Raw genomic sequence first — 18166 nt, 5'->3', positions numbered from 1 at the left:
TGCATGCGTAGTCTCAACCTTATCTTCCAAAGCTGGATAGTCGATCGATTTCAGTCGCACAAGCAGGCGTATGAGCAAGCTTGGGAGTGCAAAACCAATTGGTTGGGCAACATTGTGCTTTCTGTTTGGTTTTCATTGAGCTTTGTTTTCCTAAAACCTGTGATTTCTGGTGTTCCCTCTTGGAAGCTGCCTCTGGTCTATTTCCCACAAGTTAACTATGCCGCTCCTCGCTTGTTTGACCCGATTCGATTTGTTGTCCAGAGCGTTTGGTTACTGTGTTTTAAGCAAAGTGTGGCGTCTGCTTGGTCTCATCAAGCCAGTGCTGTCGTGATGCATCTTGCTGAGAAAATCCGCAATGCTTTTTACTTGCCGTTTGAACTGGTGGCGAAAAGTGTTCGTTGGTTAGAGCAAACGGCCAACCAAGTTAAAGATCCTGAAGTTCGTGAACGCATGAAAGCCAGCAAGTCTACGATGGTATTGAACTATGCATTGCTGTTCCTCGTGGTGTTGCTCGCATTGCTCTGTTTTACCGTGCCATTCGGCTATCAGGCACAGACTGTATTTGTGCTTTTATTGTGGGCACTTGCCATGATGGTGCGACGCATGCCGGGGCGCTTTCCGACCATGTTGCTCATCATTCTTTCGGTGACAGCATCTTGCCGTTATCTCTGGTGGCGTTACTCATCAACCTTAAACTGGGACGATCCTATTGCACTGATCTTAGGGGGTATTTTGCTTTTGGCAGAAACCTATTCTTGGATCGTGTTGATGCTGGGTTACTTCCAGAATATATGGCCGCTTAACCGTAAGCCAGTTTCGATGCCACAAGATCAATCGACTTGGCCAACCATCGACTTGATGATTCCGACTTACAACGAAGATCTCGATGTGGTTAAAGCGACGGTGTACGCCTCAATGGGTGTGGACTGGCCAAAAGACAAATTGAAAATTCACATTCTCGATGATGGTAAACGAGACAGCTTCCGTGACTTCGCAAAGAGTGTTGGGGTTAACTACATTCGCAGGCCGACTAACGAGCACGCCAAAGCCGGTAACATCAACTATGCGTTAAAGCAGACGGATGGTGAGTTTGTGGCGATCTTCGACTGTGACCACATTCCAACTCGAGCATTCTTCCAGCTTACGATGGGGATGTTCCTCAAAGATCCGAAGCTGGCGCTGATTCAAACTCCGCACCACTTCTTCTCTCCGGATCCGTTTGAACGTAACCTATCGAACTTCCGTAATGTGCCTAATGAAGGCAACTTGTTTTATGGGTTGATTCAAGATGGTAACGATTTGTGGGACGCGACTTTCTTCTGTGGTTCGTGCGCCATTTTGCGCCGTGAACCGCTTGAAGAAGTGGGTGGTATTGCAGTTGAAACCGTAACGGAAGACGCACATACGTCACTGCGCATGCACCGATTGGGCTATCGCTCTGCTTACCTTAAGCAGCCAATATCAGCGGGTTTAGCGACAGAAACCTTATCGGCACACGTAGGGCAACGTATTCGCTGGGCGAGGGGCATGGCGCAGATCTTCAGGGTCGACAACCCGCTCACCGGTAAAGGGCTGAAGTTGTCGCAGCGGCTTTGTTACGTCAATGCCATGCTGCATTTCTTATCCGGTATACCGCGTATTGTTTTTTTGATTGCACCTCTGGCGTTTTTATTGCTGCACTCTTACGTCATTTACGCACCAGCATTGGCGATCATCCTGTACGTTTTGCCGCACATGATCCACGCCAGTATGACCAACTCACGCATGCAGGGTGACTATCGTTACTCCTTCTGGGGAGAAGTGTACGAAACCGTGCTTGCTTGGTACATCGCAAGACCAACCACCGTCGCTTTGTTTGCGCCTCATAAAGGGACATTCAATGTAACGGCGAAAGGGGGCTTAGTTGAAAAATCGCATTACGACTGGGTGATCTCTCGACCGTATTTGGTGCTCGTGGCACTGAATATTCTTGGTTTTGCCGTGGGCCTGTATCGAATGGGGTGGGGCCCCAGGATGAGGTCGGCACTGTTATCGTGAACTTAGTATGGACGATGTACAACTTGCTGATCTTAGGTGCAGCGGTCGCGGTTGCGGTAGAAGCCAAACAGGTACGAAAAGATCACCGCGTGGAGGTGGCAATTCCTGTTGCGGTGAGATTGCATTCTGGGCATTTGATTCAAGCTCAGATGAAAGACTTTTCATTAGGGGGCGTCCGCATCGAAATTGATGGCGTTGACGAACAGACTTGCCAGTACTTACTCGGTCAGTCACTTGAAGTGATTCTGAATCGTGGTGGACAAGAATTCGTGTTCCCGATGACGGTTGCCTATGCTCATAAGGGCATTTTCGGTATGCAACTCAATGAATTGTCGCATCAACAACAAATCCAATACGTCCAATGCACATTTGCACGAGCAGATACATGGGCGAAATGGCAACAAGGCTATCAAGCAGATAAGCCACTATCGAGTATGCAAGCCGTTCTACAAGTCGGCTTTAATGGATACAAGCGCTTGCTACAACACTGCCCGAAATTTGTCGTGGTCAGTGTGGATGCACTTTTATTTTGTATCGAATTTATTTGGTCACTTCGACCTCGCTATGTCCCAATCAGGACCACAAGTCATGCTAAATAATAAAAAACTAACAGCGTTGACGACGGCAATCACTCTGATGTGTATGTCGGGCAGTCTCGCGGCACAAGAAGTAAAACAGCAATTGTCGGAACCCCAAGCTCAGCAGCAAGACGCGGAAAATGCCACCGTCTTTAAGCGAGTCGTTCCATTTACTCAATTGGGCTACAGCGGCTCAATTGCGATTCAAGGCAGTGAAGCGAACGCTTATGTCGGCTTTGGCTCTCGCCTTGATGAGGTGGTTTCAAAAGCCACGTTGTACTTTGATATTACGCCTTCGCCAGCGTTACTTGCCTTGGTATCGCACGTCAAAGTGTATTTGAACAACGAGTTGATGGGCGTGGCGTCTATCGTTGATGGCCAGCAGGGTAAAAAGCTCAGTCTTTCTATGCCGCTGGATACGCGTTACTTCAGTAACTACAACCAAATTCGCTTTGAGCTGATTGGCAATACCCAAAAAGACTGTGCCAACCCGAATGATTCCAGTATTTGGGCTGAGATCAGCCAAAGCAGCCGCATCGAAATGTTTGTGCAAAAAACGCAACTAGAAAGCGACTTGAGCTTACTGCCAGCGCCTTTCTTTGATGTTCGTGACTTTAGCCAACTTAATCTGCCTGTCGTGATGGGCGATAAATATGACTTAGACGAAGTGAAAGTCGCGGGTGTTTTGAGTTCCTACTTCGGCTCTTTAGCGGCTTGGCGCGGTGCACAGTTCCCTCTGAGTTTCGACACTTTGCCAGAGCGCAACGCCGTGGTGTTTATCACCAACGACAACAAACCTGAATTCCTAAAAGACTTCCCAGATACGGATGGCCCGCGTGTACAGGTGATTACCCACCCAACCGACCCATACGTGAAGTTATTGCTGGTGATTGGTCGTGATAGTGCTGACCTAAACACCGCGGTACGAGGCTTGGCATTGGGTAACCAAATTCTCACCGGACCCATTGCCAAGATCAACGAGGTGAAGCAAATCAAACCTCGCGTGCCTTACGATGCGCCAAACTGGGTGAGCACAGATCGCCCGGTTGCGTTGTCTGAATTGGTTGAGCAAAAGAGCATGCTGCAAGTGGAAGGTCGCACACCACCGCCTATCAGCGTGAGCCTACGTTTGCCGCCAGATCTGTTTACTTGGCAGAGCCGCGGTATTCCAATGGATCTGAACTACCGTTACTCACCGCCGACGGAAGACCATTCTGGCTCCCGTCTGACATTGAGCATTAACGACCAGTTCATCGAAGCCTTTAACTTGACCACTGCGGGTCAAGGCGGCGACTCTAACCGCGTCCGTGTGCCATTGTTGGATGACAACATTCTGAGCAGCGACGACCGTGTACGTATTCCTGCATTCAAAGTGGGCAGCAAAAACCAGATCGATTTTGAATTTGGCTTTGCCTCTGTCACTGATGGCTTGTGTCAGGTGACTCAACCAAGTAAGCAATATGCAGTGGTTGATGGCGACTCGATGATCGACTTTAGCGGCTTCCCGCATTACATCGAAATGCCAAACATGCGTGCGTTTGCAACGTCTGGTTTCCCGTACACACGCATGGCGGATCTGTCCGAAACCGCTGTTGTGGTGCCAAAAAACGCACCAAAGGAAGCCCTGCAAACCTTCTTGAATGTGATGGGCTCTTTGGGGGGCGATTCAGGCTACCCAGGTATCCAAGTGTTGTTGACCGATAAGTGGGATGCACAAGCGCTAAAAGACAAAGATATCTTGAGCATTGGTGTGGTACGTTCATTAGAAGAAGCGGCGAACGACCCAGACCAAGTGAATCTAGTGGTTGAAGCAGGCGAGCGCCAAATTCGTCTACCGAGCAAGAATGAACAGCAGCTTGGTATGAACTGGATGAACCCAAGCGATGCTAACCAAGTGCCGGCTGATTATGTGTCGGTGGAAGCTGGCGGCTCCTTTGCTGCGATTTATGGTATGGAATCACCTTACACAAATAATCGCAGTTTAGTGTCTATCATGGCTGCTCATCCTGCCGATTTTGCTACGGTTGATGAAGCTCTCGCAGATTCGGGCAAAGTGGAGCATATGTTTGGCTCTGTGGTAACGCTAAGAAACGATGAAGTCGCGAGCTATAACGTTGGTTCTCACTACTTTGTGGGGGAGCTACCAGTGTGGCAATTAGTGTGGTTCCACTTCTCAAATCACCCAATCATCGTGGCATGCTTCGCTGCGCTATTGATGGTGAGCGTGACTATTGTGCTTTGGCGTGTTCTGCGTCAGGTTGCTGCAAAACGTCTAGAGAAGACTGAGGAGGAAGAGGAATGAAAAAGCTGATTGCACTTATCATGCTACTGACTTCTCCTCAACTGTGGGCAAACACCTGTGACTGGCCGCAATGGGACACATTTAAGTCGGTTTACATCGAACAAGGTCGAGTCGTGGATGGAAGCGATGAACGCATGATCACAACGTCGGAAGGCCAGTCCTATGCGCTGTTCTTTGCTTTGGTTGCCAATGATCAAAAAGCCTTTGCCGAAGTATTAAACTGGACTCAAGTACATTTAGCTGGTGGCGACCTTACGGCAAGATTGCCAGCTTGGTTATGGGGCAGAAAAGAGAACGGCAGTTTTGGTGTGTTAGATACCAATGCAGCATCGGATTCCGACCTTTGGATTGCTTACGCTTTAGTAGAAGCGGGTCGACTGTGGGATAACTATTACTACCAATCGCTTGGTCATCTGCTTGCTAGTCGTATTCTACGAGAAGAGACTGTGACCATTGACGGTGTGGGCACCGTGTTACTGCCTGCACCAACAGGGTTTGAGTTTGGTGATCGCTACCGTGTGAACCCGAGCTATGTACCGTTACAGCTGATTGCCCGAATGGAAGCTCTGTATCCGCAGTATTCATGGGATGGCATGTATAAAGCAAGCTCGCAAATACTAACGCAAACCATGCCAAAAGGTTTCAGTCCTGATTGGGCAACGCTCAGCCAAGGTCAGTACAGTGCTGATTCGGTGACTGGGCCAATTGGCAGCTACAACGCCATTCGTACCTACTTATGGGCGGGTATGCTTGATGACCAAGTCGTAGAAAAAGCTCAGCTGATTCAGCAAATGCAGCCTTTTGTCGCAGCGACTAAAGCGCTCGGCGCACCACCACGAGAAGTGAATACAGAAACGGGTGAATACACTCAAGTTGGCAGTGCAGGATTTTCTGCCGCTGCTTTGCCTTTGTTGGCGGCGTCTGGTGAGTCTGAGCTGCTCAAAGCACAAGCAAGCCGAGCGCAGCAAGAACTTATCTCGGACAGAAACGACTATTACTACGACAATGTTTTGAGTTTGTTTGGCCTAGGCTGGCATCAGGCGCGCTACCGCTTTGGCAAACAAGGTGAACTGTTGCCTGCATGGAGCGAGCAATGCCAATAGCAAGACGTGCTTCATGGTTGATCTCGCTGGCCATGATGGCGAGCGGGATTGCTCCTGTTTATGCTCAAAGTTTTAGCTCAAAACCGCTTAGCAAAGCGCAGTTAGCCGCAGTATACCAACCAGTTGAAACGGTTCAGTTCTCGACGCCTCTTGCTCGGGTAAACTCGGTGGAGTGGCTGGTTGAACAACTGAAACTGGCGGATGCAATAGGACGCGACGACATTGTTGAAAGTACGTTAGAGCGTTTGTTTGCGATTGAGGAAGGCAACCCGATTGGCTTGTATTACCAAGCCAATATGTACTTAAAGCGTAAACAACCTGAGCTGGCGAAGCAGACGTTTCAGCGTTTAACTAAACAATCGCCAAATTCTCCACAAGCCAAAGACTTGGCTGCCATCATGTCTCTTCAAGGAGATAAGAAAAGCGATTACCAACGAGCTAAGCTGCTTGCTAAATCTGGCCGTTACGAAGAAGCTATCCAAGCGTATAAAGTCATTTTTCCAAACGGCATGCCTTCTGCCGCCTTGCAGTTAGAGTTTCTTCAGCTGCAAAGCAATCTTGATGGAAGTTGGCAGGCGGTAAAACAAGGTTTAGAGCGCTTAAATGCAGATTACCCGGGTGTGCCTCAGTTTCAACTCGCATTGGCGAATCATATCCGCAAAGAGAATCCAGCTGACCCATGGATTTTGGATACCTACAAAAAGCTCGCTTTAGCGCCAGTCATTGGCAGCAGTGCGGCGACATCTTGGTTGCGTGCTCTCGATCAACTGCCTATCTCAGAACAAGTGGTTCAACAATACGCGATTTTAGCGAGTTACTATCCATCAGATCTTGAGATACAACGAGCTAACCAAGGCGCGAAGAAGCGCTGGGCAACCGAGCAAAATCTGCGTAAAGACCCAACCTATCTTGCCAAATTGAAAGGTCTCAAACTGCTGGATGAAGACAAAACCTTGCAAGCTGAGAAGCAGTTGCGGTATGCGATGACGACGCGTCCGAACGACCCAGAAATATTGGGTGGCATGGGCAAGGTCTATCTGCGTAAAGGTCAGCAACAAAAGGCGCTTGAGTACTTTGAACGTGCACAGCAGCTAGACAAAGACCCAGATAGTGCTTCTAAATGGGCCACTTTGATTGAAACCTCGCAATATTGGGCTTATTTGGACCAAGGTGATGCGCTAGCTGAGAAAGGGCAGTTTAAACAAGCTGAAAGCCTTTACCGTAAAGCCATTCAATCCGATAAAACCCAGCCTTATGCTTTTACCTCTTTGGGGGCACTTTACTTAGCACAAAAGAATTATGCCGCGGCAGATAAAGCTTATATCCAAGCTCTAAGGCTTGAAGCGCTGAATGGCTCAGCATTGCGTGGACGACTCGATGTTCGTATTGAGCAGCAGGATTGGGCAGGCGCGGCTTCGCTTGCACAGCGCTTTTCTCCAGCACAAAAACAGGTGGTGTCTGAGAAAATCAATGGCATTCAATCTGAGATCATTCTAGCGAGATTGCGCATTGCGATAGCGAAAGATGACCAAGCAGGTATGCAATCTGCAGTGGAAGAATTGATTGAGCTAAAACCAACATCGCCATGGTTGAGGCTGGATATTGCTGATGTTGTTCGCTCTATGGGTGATAAACGTCGTGCCGACAAACTGATGTCTGAATGGGCGACGAACAGCACTGATCCGGAAATGAAGTTCGCGTATGCCTTGTATCTCGCTCAAGATTTTAAAGTCGATGCGGCGATTTCTGAGTTAGAGAGTGTGCCGAAGCGCGAAGTTACCCCTGCCATGGAGCGTAACCTCACACGCTTAAAGCTCAATGCTGATTTACAAGATTTACCCGCGCGTTATCAGGCCTCACCGAAGGCTGTCACTACCATGTTGACTTCGCTTGAGTCTCAATATGCTGGGCAAGTTCAACCTCTAGCAAGGCTTGTGAGGGCTTGGGTAGAGATTGAAAAGGTCGATGAAGCGCAGCGTATTTATCAGAGTGTTCGCCCCTCAAGCAAATGGACTACCGACGAAAAACTCGCTTACGGCAGTATGATGGTGAGCTTGAATCAGTTTGACGATTTCGACCAATGGTACGAAGGCTTGGCGTTGAGTAAAGACCAGCAGTCAGTCAGTGCCTCTGAAGCGCTGCAATTTGATGAACTCAAAACACGTCGTACTTTAGCGCAAGCGGATTTGTTACTCGTGAATCAACAACCAGAGCGAGCAATGGCTTTGTATGAACGTATCTCATCAAAACCTGAACCATTCAAGACGCAAGCTCAGGTGGGGTTGCTGCAAGCTAGCGCACAGAGTGGAGATGAGGCAACCTATCACGACTTACATCTGATCTTGAATAAGAAGCGTGACGCGCTGAATGCTGCTCAGCTGATGACGGTTGCTTCGGTATTCAATCAACTTGGTTACCGCAATGATGCGAACACCCTGAACCGCTTGCTCGATGATACACAGGACGCTGACGCTCTGGCGTATCGAAACAGCATGTCTATTGCGATGGACTATCAGCAATGGACGTTAGCGGAGGAGCGCGGACGTCAGGCACTGAACAGTGATCGAATTGAAAAAAGTGCAAAACCAGATGAAGCAAGTCTAGAGACGCTTACTTTGCGTGAGTTGTATGACACAGCCGATGACTACTGGTTAACGCGCAATGTTAAGTCGGACATCGATACGCTCCATGATCGCAGTGATGGTCATGTACTCATTGGTTGGGATTACAGTGCCCGCGATGGGCGTAACTCATCTAACCAAGTGCCAATCGAAGCGCGTATTCCGATTGAATCACTCGATGGGCATCTGTTGCTGAGAGCGGATTACGTGTCTATCGATTCGGGTGAGTTAGATTACTACGAGAAGGATCCTAAAAACTTCCCAACTACAACAACGGTTCAAAATGATGCATCGGGTATGGCGCTTGGTGTGGGTTGGCAAGCCAAAGATTGGCAAGTGGATATCGGCACTACACCGATTGGTTTTGACCATACTACTTGGGTAGGCGGGATCAGTGTGGATGGTGATCTCGGGGACTTTGGGTGGACAGCAGAAGCGTCGCGTCGACCTGAAACTAGCAGCACACTCTCTTACGCTGGAATGACAGTACCGAGTGGAACCAGTGATCCTCAAGGCAAAAAATGGGGTGGTGTAGTTCGAACAGGCGTTAAGCTCAATTCGAGCTGGGATATAGGTGGCCCTTACGGTTTTTGGAGCAGCCTGCAATACCATGCACTGACGGGTGAAAACGTTGAAGACAACACTCGCCTCGGTGTGCTTGGTGGGGCTTACTACAAACTGATCGCAACGGATGATCAGCGCCTGAGCATTGGCACCAACTTGATGTACCTCGACTATGACAAGAACTTGGGTGAATACACACTTGGTCATGGTGGCTACTACAGCCCGCAAAGCTATTTCTCTGTGTCATTGCCAGTCAACTATTACGGTCGCTACGACAGCACATGGTCGTATCAATTGAGTGCTTCCATTTCTAACTCATGGACAGAAGAAGATGCGCCTTATTTATCTTCTAGTGATAGTTCTGAGCGCGGTGGCGGTTTTGGTGCTTCGCTGCAAGCAGCCGTTGAGAAACGAGTGAGTAAACGTTGGTATATCGGTGCGCTGGTGGATCTACAGCGTTCAGAGTTTTATACGCCAAACCATTTCATGCTGTACGGAAAATACACCTTCAATGACCGCTGGCAGCCGATTGAATACCCACCTGCGGTACCTACGCTGTACAGTGATTTTTAGTACCAGTCTCTCTCGCAACGAGTATTGCAGGAATGGTAGAAACAACAAAGGCCGGAGTTTTCCGGCCTTTTCTATTTGAGCTGTCCTGCTTTAAATCGATTCGCTTAGTACAAAATCGAGTAAAGTTGACGGCGGTACTTACTTGCCAGTGCGTTGCCTTGGCCAAGTGCGCTCAAGATATCCATAAAGACTTTCTTCACTTCACCATCTTGTGCGCCTAGGTTGGTCTTAAGAATGTTCCAAAGTAGCTCTAACGCTTCTTCATCACGACCTACCTGGTTGTACTGAACGGCAAGTTCACACGCCAATTCAATGTTATCAGGGTTTGCTGCTAGTTCTTGTTCAAGACGCTGAAGCTCTGGGCTTTCTGCTGCTTGAAGGTGCAGGTCTAACTTCGCGATCAAACCTTTGTAGTAGTTGTCTTGGTATTCCAGTGGAATCGCGCTTAACAGCGTTTGTGCCAATTCAAACTGTTTGGTTTCCAGCAAGCAATCTGCTATCGCCAGTTTCACGTCGCCACGGTTTTGAAGCTCTTCCGATAGCGTTTGAAGAATCGCTAACGCCTGAGCATGCTCACCTTGTTGGAGCAATTCACTTGCTTGCTTCAACTGCATCTCATCTTGGCTTGGTAGGTGCTTTTTCAGCATTGCTGTAATCGCATCAATAGGCTGAGGACCACCCATACCATCGACGGCTTGGCCGTTCATGAATAATGCGATGGTTGGTAGCACCTGCACTCCAAATTGAGAAGCAAGAGCAGGTTGCTGTTCACAGTTCAATAGAGCAAGGGTAAATGCGCCGTTGTATTGCTGAGTCAGCATTTGTAGATCAGGAATCACTTGTGCGCTTTCTGGTTGAGCGCTCGCCCAAAAGTGAATCAGTACAGGCGTGTTCATTGATCCTTCAAGCGTTTCACGGAAATTTTGTTCTGTTAACTCAACGATAAATGGGGATTGCATCAGAGTATCCTTGCTTTTTGTTTCTTGTCGTTGATTGTAGATATGGAGTTGATATTTGGGAAATTCAAGCGATAGAAAGGAAAAACGCTGCCGAAGCAGCGTATTCCTGATAGCAAGCGAAAGTGCTATTAAATTTGGCTAGTCCAGCACGGTTTAGAGAGTCTTGTTAGACGTTATAGTGGTGTGCTGGGTGTGGTATCAAAATAGGATGAACATGGTCAACACTACACCCACACTAAGCCAGTTAAGCTGATTTAATGTCATTATTGTCTCGCGAAAATACAAAACAGAAAGGGTGGCGATACCAAATCTATAGTGAGTATCCACATCACGTTCAGGCTCGATGGATGAAGATACTGACTTAGAAATTGATTCGAACATTGAGGCTTTCTTAGCCTACATGCTCATAATGACATCACATTGTTACGGTAAAATTACATCGTGATAAAAAGTTTTTATGCTGCTTGTCGCAAAATCTTATCAAGAATACGAGTCGGTAACAGGCGCTTTAATACCGCAAATACTTTGGTTGGTGTGGTGATTCGGTAGCGGATTTTGGGTTTATCACTGGTGAGTGCGTGAAGCACGGGCTCAATACAAGACTCAACAGGAAGGACAAATTTGTTGTTCGACTTGTCGTTATCCAAACGCTGCTTTTGCCCTTCGTAAGCTGCTCTGTGGGCACTGTTTTCCACATCAATCCACTGCTCAAACGCTTTTAAGGCATTTTGTCTAAACTGGGTTTCTATCGGGCCGGGTTCGATCAGCGCAACTTTGATGTTGGTGTCCATCAATTCCAAACGTAGCGTGTCTGTCCAGCCCTCCAGTGCGAATTTAGAGGCGTTATAGGCACCACGATATTTCATCGCCGCAAACCCTAGCACAGAGCTGTTTTGGATGATTCTTCCTTCACCCTGTTTGCGCATGTGGGGCAACACTTCTCTTACGAGTTGGTGCCAGCCAAAAAAGTTGGTCTGAAATTGTGCTTGAAGTGCTTCTGTCGGCAGATCTTCTAATGCGCCTGGTTGTCCGTAAGCGCCATTATTAAATACGGCATAGAGCTTTCCCTCGGCCAGTTCCAGAGCTGTAGAAACGCCAGCAGAAATACTTTGAGGATCATTAAGATCTAACTGAATGCAGGTTAAGCCTTCACTGGTTAAGCGTTGAACATCTTGCTCGTTGCGACAAGAGGCAATAACGTGAAAGCCCTCTTTTTGTAAAGCATGGGCACATACGTATCCGATGCCTGTGGAGCATCCGGTGATCAGAACTGACTTTTTCATATTAGGGCTCACAAAAGGCGGTAGTGAGCCTTATGATTCAACAACTTCTGTCTTGAAGCAAGTTCTTGAGTGCAGGCTCGACGCGAGAATAGCTGAACTTGAAGCCAAGCTCGGTAAGCTTTTTAGGTTTGGCTCGAACGCTATCAAACAGCAAACAAGACGATTCTCCCATTGCCATGTTCATGACCCATTTAGGGGTAAACAGGATATGTGGTCGTTTGAGAGTTTTCGCCAATGTGTCGCTGAAGATTCGGTTGCTGACAGGGTGCGGGGCACACAAGTTGAACTCGCCATGAGCATGCGGTGTTTCGAGTAAATACATGATGGCTCGAACCATATCCAAAATATGAATCCAAGGCATGTACTGTTTACCGCTTCCTAGTGGACCGCCTAAACCGAGCTTATAGGGGAGAAGCATTTTGGCAAGTGCTCCACCATTTTGTCCAAGCACTAAGCCCGTTCGAAGTATGCACACTCGAGTTTGTTCGGATTCTGCACGCTTGGCAATTTGTTCCCAGCGAGCACAAACATAGTGCGCAAATGCTTCACTATTTACGTGTAAGCACTCGTCAAAAGGGTGATCTTGTTGATCGCCGTAATAGCCAACCGCAGAGCCGCTAATAAATACCGCTGGTGGTTCGGTACTGGCGTGAATCAATTCAACGATTCGCTCGGTCACTTTCCACCGGCTGTTACAAATGACCTCTTTCTGCTCCTTGCTCCAGCGTTTATCTGCAATCGGTTCGCCGGCAAGGTTAATCACTGCATCCACATCATTGAGATCTTCAATCGAATCTAGGGAGTCTAAATATTGAATGTTACCGACATCGGCATGCTGTAATCGCTGTTTTGCCTGCGCAGGGTTACGCGTCAACAAAATAACTTGGTGCGTAGTCAGGAGCTTAAGGAGCTCTGAACCAATAAAGCCTGTACCGCCAGTCAGTAATATCTTCATGTCATCCCTTTGATTGTAAAACCATTCAAATATTATAGTCGTTAACCGCCTTGCATGATCATTTCAATGACTTGCGATGTCGATTTTATTATTAGTTCCTAATGGTTTAGTAGCGATTTCTTACCAAGCGATGCAAAGCTCACAGTTTGAGTAAATGTAACAGAATGTTATCAAGCATTGAGTGTCGCTCACACTTAGCTTCAACAAACTGTGTCATACTGAATTTAGAAAGGATAAAGCGTTGCTAGGAGGGGAATATGGAAGCATTTGTTGCTCTGTTTCGAGCCTTGCTAAGCAGCGCCCGTGATTTGCTGCCGATTGTCCTTGTTATTACCTTCTTCCAACTTGTGGTGCTTCAAGAGCCACTTCCTAATCTGGTCTCGATTTTATTTGGCCTCTTACTGGTTATTCTGGGTTTAACCTTTTTCATTTTTGGCTTAGAGCTGGGTTTATTCCCGATTGGCGAAAACATGGCGCAAGCTTTTGCCAACAAAGGTAGTGTGTTTTGGCTGCTGATTTTCGCATTCTGTTTAGGCTTCGGGACAACCATTGCTGAACCGGCCTTAACGGCTGTAGCGGAAGAAGCTTCGGAGGTGGCGGCCGAGGGAGGGATGATCGCCAATACTGAGCAATCAATGGAGGAATACGCAGATGGCTTGCGCTTAACGGTTGCTTTGTCGGTGGGGGTGGCGATTGTATTAGGCGTGCTTCGGATTCTTAAAGGGTGGCCAATTCAATATATGATCATCAGTGGCTACATCGGCGTTGTAATCCTTACTGGATTTGCGCCGGAATCCATCATCGGTGTGGCTTACGATTCTGGCGGTGTGACAACTTCTACCATCACGGTGCCATTGGTGACTGCGCTTGGGGTTGGACTGGCATCGGCGATTAAAGGTCGAAACCCCATGATTGATGGGTTTGGACTTATCGCTTTTGCCTCTTTGTTGCCGATGATGTTTGTCATGGTTTACGGGATGGTGGTGGCATGATTTCCTTTGCGCATTTCATCGATACTTTTATCTCAACCATCAGTGATGTGGTTCCTATCGCGACCATTATCTTCGGTTTTCAGTTGGCAGTGCTGCGCCGTCCAGTTTCAAACTTACTCAAAGTAATACTTGGCTTTGGTTACGTTATTTTGGGGTTATCGTTGTTTTTGCTTGGTTTGGAAATGGCGCTGTTTCCACTTGGCGAAACCATGGCGACGCAACTGACCGCTCCTGATTTCCTTCGGGAGTTTAAAGTTTCAATTGGCCAAGCCTTAAGTTGGGTTGATTACTACTGGGTGTACATTTTCGCTTTCTTTATTGGTTTTAGCACTACGATTGCGGAGCCTTCTCTCATAGCGGTCGCTATCAAAGCTAATCAAGTGTCTGGTGGCAGTATTAGTGTCAATGGATTACGTGTTGCCGTCGCATTAGGTGTTGCGGTGGGTATTGCACTTGGAAGCTATCGGATTGTGGTGGGTGACCCGATTCATTACTACATCATCGCGGGTTACATCGTGGTGGTGATTCAAACCTTTTATGCGCCAAAGCTGATTGTGCCTTTGGCCTACGATTCCGGTGGTGTGACGACGTCGACGGTGACTGTTCCCTTGGTGACTGCTCTTGGCTTGGGGTTAGCATCAACGGTTCCGGGACGAAACCCAATGATTGATGGCTTTGGTTTGATCGCCTTTGCCAGTTTATTCCCAATGATTTCCGTCATGGGCTATGCCCAAATCACCCAGTGGTTGAACAAAGAGACCGCGGAGGAGAAAGAAAATGCGCTTTAAATTGATTCTGGCCTTTGTTGAAGACAGCAAAACCGACAAAGTGCTCGATGCCGCACGTGATGCAGGTGCGACAGGTGCAACCGTGATCAACAATGCTCGGGGGCAAGGTTTAAACCAAAAACGAACCTTCTTTGGTCTGACTCTAGAAGTACAAAAAGACGTGTTGTTGTTTGTGGTGGAAGAACATTTATCGAGGCACATTTTGGAGACGATCAGTGAGGTCGGGGAGTTTGATCAAGAGTCTGGTCAAGGCATCGCGGTGCAGATTGATGTGGAAGACGCAGTGGGCGTCGCGCACCAAGTAGAGAAACTGACCAAAGTAGTAGAGGACGAGTTATGAGCCATCATGAGTTGATTCGAGTTAGAGACGTAATGGCAGCGACCTACATCATTGTTGATGGGTTAATTACGGTCCATGAAGGGATAACCTTAGCAAGAAAGAGTGAAGTGAAAGCGCTTGTGGTGAAAAAACGCGATGAGGATGATGAATACGGAATTGTATTAATGAACGATATCGCGAAAAAAGTATTAGCGAAAAACCGCTCGCCACAACGAACCAATCTTTATGAAATCATGACCAAGCCTGCGCTTTCTGTCGATCCTAATATGAACGTGAAATATTGTGCGCGCTTATTTGAGCGTTTCGGTATTAGTCGTGCACCCGTGATTGAAAATGGTGAGGTTATTGGCATGGTGAGTTACAACAACATCGTGATTAATGGCATGGCACGAGAAGAGTTATAGGTCTGTTTGTTGTGAGGCTCACTAACAATTCGGGCAAGAAGGTTTCTCAGGTGAGCGACATTTAGCAAACCCCATCGAATTGCTTATCTGTGCCATTGCATATCCGCAATCTGAGGCTTATTCTTTGAGAATTAAAGAAATAATTGAGGATGTCATGTCATGCCGCTAGTCGCTTGTCCTGTATGTGAGAAACAAATTTCAAAACGAGCTCATACCTGTCCGGGGTGCGGAGAACCCGACCCATTAAATCACTTAGCCAAATCTAAGTTCCTATCGATGATCTTTTGGGCCGTGGTCTTGGTCGGTGCCGGTTACTTTGCGTGGTTCTACTTGGTGCCAATGTTGGTTGAAATGCTTCGTAACCACTAGTTTCTTACTTCGGTTGAGCTTCTATAAGAATGCCGTAGAATACCCTCATTACTTTTGAGGAGACGATGTCGTGAAATTATTTTTTGCCTCAGACTTGCACGGCTCTTTACCTGCAACCAAAGAAACCATTCAGCTTTATTTGGCCTCTGGTGCCGAGCATCTAATCTTGTTGGGTGATACGCTCAACCATGGGCCAAGAAACCCGGTCCCAGAAGGTTACAATCCCCCACAAGTAGCGGAGTTGCTTAACCAGTACAGTGAGCAGATCATTTCTGTGCGCGGTAACTGTGACAGCGAAGTAGACCAAATGCTGCTGAGCTTCCCAATGATGACAGACTACGCATGGTTGCTATTAGAATCAGGCAAGCGTGTGTTTCTCACTCATGGTCACTTGTACAACAGCGCGAAACGCCCACCACTGCGTGAAGGCGATATCATTGCCCATGGTCATACTCATGTCCCAGTGGCAGAGATGCAAGAAGGGGCGGTGATTTTCAATCCTGGTTCTATGACCTTCCCAAGAAACGGATTGCCACGCAGTTATGGTTTGATGGAAGGCAATATGCTGACAGTGCAAACACCAGAAGGTGAAGTGTTAGCGCAGACTACGATTTAACGACCGAGTTATCGAATAAATCGTTAATTGGATAAAGAAGTAAGGGAGCCAATTGGCTCCCTATTTTGTATCTGAATGACCCAAATCGCGCTCTGGATCGATGATGTCTCTTACACGTTGTTTTAGGATTTTGGCTTCAGGGAAGCCTCCGTCTTTTTTACGTTCCCAAATCTGGACACCATTGCAAAAAATCTCAAAACGACCACCCGTATCAGGATGTAAGCTGACGGTTTCAATCTCTTCACTGAACGTATGAAGCAATTCTTGTGATAGCCAAGTTGAACGCAACATCCAATTGCACTGACGACAGTAGTGAATGTCTATGATGGCTTTATCCATTTCTTATTTCCTTTCTTTAAACACTAAAGCAGTAGCTTTATTCCCACCGCAAAGGTGAGGATCTCAAACGCTATTTTGATAACTCGATTGCTGTACTTTGTCGCCGCCCATGCACCCAAGCTGCCGCCTAAAAATGAACTCACTAATAAAACCGGTAACCAGGCCCAATGAATTGGCGCTCCGGCTTGTACCACTGCCACGCCACCAATACCGTTCCAAAACAGGCCAACACAAATCATTGTATAGGCCACTGCTTGCTTGTAGTCGTAACCAAACCAACGAACAAGGAAGAGGGTAACAAGCAAGCCAGAACCTGCAGTCAACGAGCCATTCACTATACCAATGAACATCAAACCTAACCCGCCGACTATCCAACCAAAGGTATCACGATGAGTAGGTATCTCTGTCTGGCCCAGTTGTTTCTTAAAGCGAGAGTAAATTCCAAGAGCAAGGATCATCGCCCCGAGCATTTTCTCGGCGATATTGTCAGGGATTTGGACAATCAGGTTTGCGCCAATCACGACTCCAATGCTGCCTACCAGAATCAGATAAAGCGCGACTTTAGGTTTTATAGTCCCGGCTTTTAGATGCGTACTCGCAGCACCAAGTCCAAGGGCGACGGAAGCGACTTTATGTGTTCCTAGTGCGATGGAGAAAGGCAAACCAAGAAAGATCAATAACGGAAATTGCAGCAACCCAGCGCCACCACCAGAGAGCGAAGCGAGCGTATTTGCGATAAGAGAACCAAAGAAGAGAGTGAGGGTATCTAGCCAGTCCATGTGCAAAATAAAAGGGGGCATCTTGCCCCCTTATCATCGAATCAAAATCAGTTTCTAAACAGTACCGTAGAACCGTGGTTCAGGCTAGTCAGTAGTAACGTTTTTTCGTTCACTACGTCAATGCGACGGCTTTGCTCTGCATCCAACTTAAAGATTTGTGTGATGAGACGAAGTTGTGACTCAGAGAAATCTTTAGATTGAGAAGCTGAAATATCTTTGAATTCAGCTGGTGAGACAAGCAAGTAGTTGTCGCTCACTTCCCAACGGCCTTTTTCAGAAATATTGATTGTGGATTCTGTATTCGAATCTTGAGCAAACAGGCGAATGTTTGCCACGCGAATGTAATCGCCATTAGGCAAGTACTTCACATTCGATTCCACATTGACTTTACGCAGAGGACCAACCGTATCGTCTGGCAAGTTATCGGTGATCAATGTCACCATGGTCGATTGCCATTCGTTTGATGTGAGAACCTGTTCTATTTTCAGGTCACTTCCCCAGTATAACCAACCACTAAAAAGGATTGATACGGCCAAAACCGCAGATGCTATTTTAATCTTCATT

16 protein-coding genes and 1 pseudogene are annotated in these 18166 nt (G+C 47.4%); 10 read left to right on the top strand and 7 right to left on the bottom strand.

Translation table 11 applies throughout. The features are described 5' to 3' along the window. Positions 1-3 precede the first annotated feature (3 nt). From bcsA to KJB05_RS13840, 4 genes and pseudogenes are all read left to right on the top strand, one after another. Positions 4-2636: pseudogene (bcsA, locus tag KJB05_RS13855) on the top strand (UDP-forming cellulose synthase catalytic subunit). Further along, the gene (bcsB, locus tag KJB05_RS13850) at positions 2626-4917 is read left to right on the top strand and encodes a cellulose biosynthesis cyclic di-GMP-binding regulatory protein BcsB (RefSeq protein ID WP_208444595.1); all 2292 of its coding nucleotides are present in this window, start codon (positions 2626-2628) and stop codon (positions 4915-4917) included. Before bcsA ends, bcsB begins: the two are co-directional and overlap by 11 nt. Beyond that, positions 4914-6020, top strand: coding sequence for a cellulose synthase complex periplasmic endoglucanase BcsZ (bcsZ, locus tag KJB05_RS13845; protein WP_208444596.1), 1107 nt, complete (start codon positions 4914-4916; stop codon positions 6018-6020). The genes bcsB and bcsZ overlap by 4 nt, the downstream gene beginning before the upstream one ends. Beyond that, a complete protein-coding gene (locus KJB05_RS13840) occupies positions 6011-9778 on the top strand; it encodes a cellulose synthase subunit BcsC-related outer membrane protein (RefSeq protein ID WP_208444597.1) in 3768 nt (1255 codons plus the stop codon). Before bcsZ ends, KJB05_RS13840 begins: the two co-directional genes overlap by 10 nt. Positions 9779-9882: 104 nt before the next feature. Here the strand turns inward: KJB05_RS13840 and KJB05_RS13835 are convergent, their stop codons facing one another. From KJB05_RS13835 to KJB05_RS13820, 4 genes are all read right to left on the bottom strand, one after another. Continuing rightward, positions 9883-10737 (bottom strand): co-chaperone YbbN, encoded by an 855-nt coding sequence (locus tag KJB05_RS13835; RefSeq protein WP_039985964.1) that lies wholly within the window; start codon positions 10735-10737, stop codon positions 9883-9885. A 198-nt stretch (positions 10738-10935) separates the two neighbouring features. Then, positions 10936-11118: a hypothetical protein gene (locus tag KJB05_RS13830; protein WP_009707234.1), complete on the bottom strand. Its 183-nt coding sequence runs from the start codon at positions 11116-11118 to the stop codon at positions 10936-10938. A gap of 74 nt (positions 11119-11192) precedes the next feature. Continuing rightward, positions 11193-12020: an SDR family oxidoreductase gene (locus KJB05_RS13825; protein ID WP_208444598.1), complete on the bottom strand. Its 828-nt coding sequence runs from the start codon at positions 12018-12020 to the stop codon at positions 11193-11195. Positions 12021-12057: 37 nt separating this feature from the next. Further along, positions 12058-12975, bottom strand: coding sequence for a TIGR01777 family oxidoreductase (locus KJB05_RS13820; protein ID WP_208444599.1), 918 nt, complete (start codon positions 12973-12975; stop codon positions 12058-12060). Between the two features lie 257 nt (positions 12976-13232). On the opposite strand from KJB05_RS13820, the gene KJB05_RS13815 reads away from it, so the two are divergent. From KJB05_RS13815 to yfcE, 6 genes are all read left to right on the top strand, one after another. Next, positions 13233-13967, top strand: coding sequence for a DUF1538 domain-containing protein (locus tag KJB05_RS13815; protein WP_208444600.1), 735 nt, complete (start codon positions 13233-13235; stop codon positions 13965-13967). Continuing rightward, positions 13964-14755, top strand: coding sequence for a DUF1538 domain-containing protein (locus KJB05_RS13810; RefSeq protein ID WP_208444601.1), 792 nt, complete (start codon positions 13964-13966; stop codon positions 14753-14755). Before KJB05_RS13815 ends, KJB05_RS13810 begins: the two co-directional genes overlap by 4 nt. Next, positions 14745-15095, top strand: a complete 351-nt coding sequence (locus tag KJB05_RS13805) for a P-II family nitrogen regulator (RefSeq protein WP_005436932.1) — start codon at positions 14745-14747, stop codon at positions 15093-15095. Before KJB05_RS13810 ends, KJB05_RS13805 begins: the two co-directional genes overlap by 11 nt. Beyond that, a complete protein-coding gene (locus tag KJB05_RS13800) occupies positions 15092-15499 on the top strand; it encodes a CBS domain-containing protein (RefSeq protein ID WP_009707230.1) in 408 nt (135 codons plus the stop codon). The genes KJB05_RS13805 and KJB05_RS13800 overlap by 4 nt, the downstream gene beginning before the upstream one ends. Positions 15500-15658: 159 nt before the next feature. After that, positions 15659-15868, top strand: a complete 210-nt coding sequence (locus KJB05_RS13795; RefSeq protein WP_009707229.1) for a hypothetical protein — start codon at positions 15659-15661, stop codon at positions 15866-15868. 70 nt (positions 15869-15938) lie between these two features. Further along, complete coding sequence (gene yfcE / locus KJB05_RS13790; protein WP_208444602.1) at positions 15939-16484, top strand: phosphodiesterase; 546 nt, start codon at positions 15939-15941, stop codon at positions 16482-16484. A 60-nt stretch (positions 16485-16544) separates the two neighbouring features. Here the strand turns inward: yfcE and KJB05_RS13785 are convergent, their stop codons facing one another. The 3 genes from KJB05_RS13785 to KJB05_RS13775 are packed head-to-tail and all read right to left on the bottom strand — an operon-like array spanning position 16545 to position 18165. Beyond that, positions 16545-16823 (bottom strand): SelT/SelW/SelH family protein, encoded by a 279-nt coding sequence (locus tag KJB05_RS13785; RefSeq protein ID WP_005436938.1) that lies wholly within the window; start codon positions 16821-16823, stop codon positions 16545-16547. Between the two features lie 23 nt (positions 16824-16846). Next, positions 16847-17602, bottom strand: coding sequence for a sulfite exporter TauE/SafE family protein (locus KJB05_RS13780; protein ID WP_208444606.1), 756 nt, complete (start codon positions 17600-17602; stop codon positions 16847-16849). 47 nt (positions 17603-17649) lie between these two features. Further along, positions 17650-18165, bottom strand: a complete 516-nt coding sequence (locus KJB05_RS13775; protein WP_038893253.1) for a regulatory protein ToxS — start codon at positions 18163-18165, stop codon at positions 17650-17652. Between the last annotated feature and the right edge of the window lies 1 nt (position 18166).

It is taken from the genome of Vibrio sp. B1ASS3 (assembly GCF_905175355.1).
Lineage (GTDB): Bacteria > Pseudomonadota > Gammaproteobacteria > Enterobacterales > Vibrionaceae > Vibrio > Vibrio owensii.
The sequence above is the reverse complement of the archived record's forward strand: the minus strand, read 5'-3'. Positions and strand labels throughout refer to the sequence as shown.